This window comes from Desulfovibrio sp. 1214_IL3152 (assembly GCF_036763055.1).
GTDB lineage: Bacteria > Desulfobacterota > Desulfovibrionia > Desulfovibrionales > Desulfovibrionaceae > Desulfovibrio.
Window position 1 is genome coordinate 1 of the sequence record NZ_JBAIYW010000184.1, and the last position, 2875, is coordinate 2875.

The window sequence follows — 2875 nt, forward strand, 5'->3', positions numbered from 1 at the left end:
CCACATCCAGTATGATGGCGCGCAGTTCGTCCCATGAGCAGGGGGGAGTGATGCCGAGCGCCGCAGCGCCGTCCCTGAGGCGCGCAAGGTGCTGCTCAAAGCTGAGCAGCCTGCCCTGGCGGTAGCTGATGCTTTCAAAAAGGCCGTCGCCCCTGTGGCAGATGTGGTCATCCAGCGGTAAAAGCAGGAGGCTTGCATCGGTGCAGATATGCCCCACCCTGTGATCGTAGAAGGCCAGTACGTTTTCGGAACCGGGCCGGGGGGCGGCCAGCAGGGCCGCAAGATAGGTATGGGCATCAACGGCTTTCAAGGCGTCTCCTCAAAAGGCGCACGGGGCGCAGAACGCCCCGCACGTTTGCTGCATACGTTCAATATCAGGACATGAAGACGTTTTTGTCCGTCACGCGCACAAGGCCGCGCTGCACAAGCTCTTCGGCGATCTGCACGGTGTTGAGGGCCGCGCCCTTGCGCACGTTGTCGGCCACGATCCACATGTTGAGACCGTTTGCGATGGTTTCGTCCTCGCGGATACGGCCCACATAGGTGTAGTCGTCGCCCACGCAGTAGCCCGGCATGGGGTACATAAGCTCGCGGGGATTGTCGAATACGCGCACGCCCGGAGCCTGCGCAAGCAGAACGCGGGCGTCCCTGGCCGAAAGCTTCTTTTCCGTTTCCACGTTGACCGATTCGGCATGGCAGTAGAAGACGGGTACGCGCACACAGGTCGCCGTTACCTTGACCGACGGATCACCGAGAATTTTGACGGTTTCGTGAACCATCTTCATCTCTTCCTTGGTGTAGTCATTTTCAAGGAAGACATCGATGTGGGGCAGGCAGTTGAAGGCAATGCGGTAGGGATAGGTATTGTTTTCAGGATCGCGCCCGTTGAAGAGGTCGCGCACCTGGCGTTCCAGCTCTTCAATGCCCTTCTGCCCAGTGCCTGAAACCGCCTGATAGGTGGACACAATCACGCGCGTGATCCTGGCCGCGTCGTGCAGGGGCTTGAGCGCCACCATCATCTGGATGGTGGAACAGTTGGGATTGGCAATGATGCCCTTGTGGTCTTCCAGGGCCTGCGCGTTGACTTCAGGCACCACCAGGGGGCAGCGGTCATCCATGCGCCATGTGGAGGAATTGTCCACCACCACGCAGCCCGCGTGGGCCGCATGGGGGGCAAATTTTAGCGAAGCGGCGCCGCCTGCGGAAAAAATAGCCAGGTCAATGCCATCAAAGACGTCTTCTTTCAGTTCCTGAACGGTCAGTTCCTGCTCACCGAAAGGGACCTTGGTTCCCGCGGAACGGGCGGAAGCAAAGGCACGGATTTCAGTGGCGGGAAAATCGCGTTCGTGAAGGGTCTTGAGCATTTCACGGCCTACGGCGCCAGTGGCGCCAACAACGGCAACAGTCAGCTTCTTGCTCATGGCTTTTCGCTCTCCTTGGGCGATGCACGTCGGCCTTACGGGGCCGCCGATAAAAAGAGCGCGGCAAATGCGCGCGGTGAGGCGACAGTATAGTCCTGATTGCGGTAAATGTGAAGGGCGCGTTGCGCGTTACATGAGCAGTTTTATGCGGCAGCCGCTGCCGGGGCCAACGGGTGGCCGCAGCCGTAATCGCCCAGGCCCGATACAACTGTTCCGCCGGACGTCGATCGGACGTCGATGTCCGAATTCTGCCCGGCGGAACAGTCACGCTCTTGCCCTGCGGGCGTGGCGCTGCATATTGGGCGCAGGCCGGGGAGTGACGGCCTAAAATTCCAGATTTCCCGGCGTGCGGGGGAAGGGGATCACGTCGCGAATGTTGGTTATGCCCGTCAGCATCATGAGCAGGCGCTCGAAACCCAGGCCGAAACCGGCATGCGGCACTGTGCCGAAGCGGCGCAATTCGAGATACCACCAGTATTCTTCCGGATTCTGCCCCATTTCGCGTATGCGGGCTTCGAGCCTGGGCAGGCGCTCTTCACGCTGCGATCCGCCGATAAGCTCGCCGATGCGCGGCACAAGCATGTCCATAGCGGCCACGGTTTTGCCGTCCTCATTCTGGCGCATGTAGAACGCTTTGATATCTTTGGGATAATCGTAAACAATAACAGGCTTTTTAAAGTGTTCTTCCGCCAGGTAACGTTCGTGCTCGGTTTGCAGGTCTGTGCCGAAGGCCACGGGAAAGGCGAAATCCTTGCCGCATTTTTGCAGGATTTCCACGGCTTCCGTATAGGAAATTCGGCCAAAGGGCGCGGCCAGCATGTCCTGAAGGCGCTGCCGCAGGCCCTTTTCCACAAAGCTGTCAAAGAGGTTCACATCGCTTTCACAGTGGGTGAGCACATGTTCCACCACGTGCCGGGTAAGCCCTTCGCCCAGTTCCATGAGGTCTTCCAGGTCGGCAAAGGCCATTTCCGGCTCGATCATCCAGAATTCGGCGGCGTGGCGCGGGGTATTGGAATTTTCCGCCCTGAAGGTCGGGCCAAAGCTGTAGACCCGGCCGAGGCCCGTAGCCAGAGCTTCCGCCTCAAGCTGGCCCGAAACCGTGAGGTTGCACCGGCGGCTGAAAAAATCCTGCTCCAGATTTTTTGCGCCCGGCTCAAGCGTGGTCACGCGGAACATTTCGCCCGCGCCTTCGCAGTCCGCACCGGTAAGCACCGGAGTATGCACCCAGGCGAAGCGGCGGCCGCGAAAAAAGTCGTGAACGGCAAAGCCCGCCTCGGAACGGATGCGGAAGACGGCCCCGTATTTGTTGGTTCGCGGCCGCAGGTGGGCGATGGTGCGCAAAAATTCATCGGAATGGCGCTTTTTCTGCAAGGGAAAGCTCTCCGGGTCGGCCAGGCCGTACACCTGCGCTTCACGTGCGCGCACTTCCCACTGCTGCCCCTTGCCCGGCGAGG

The 2875-nt window shown here is 60.0% G+C and carries 3 protein-coding genes; all 3 read right to left on the reverse strand.

What is annotated here, in order from left to right:
- Nucleotides 1-310, reverse strand: a 310-nt coding sequence (locus V6C07_RS03820; RefSeq protein WP_333535040.1) for an aminotransferase class IV, incomplete at its 3' end; no start/stop codon positions are given.
- A 64-nt stretch (nt 311-374) separates the two neighbouring features.
- Nucleotides 375-1421 (reverse strand): aspartate-semialdehyde dehydrogenase, encoded by a 1047-nt coding sequence (locus tag V6C07_RS03825; RefSeq protein WP_333535041.1) that lies wholly within the window; start codon nt 1419-1421, stop codon nt 375-377.
- A 324-nt stretch (nt 1422-1745) separates the two neighbouring features.
- Nucleotides 1746-2875: asparagine--tRNA ligase (gene asnS / locus V6C07_RS03830; RefSeq protein ID WP_333535042.1), on the reverse strand; the 1130-nt coding region annotated here is incomplete at its 5' end.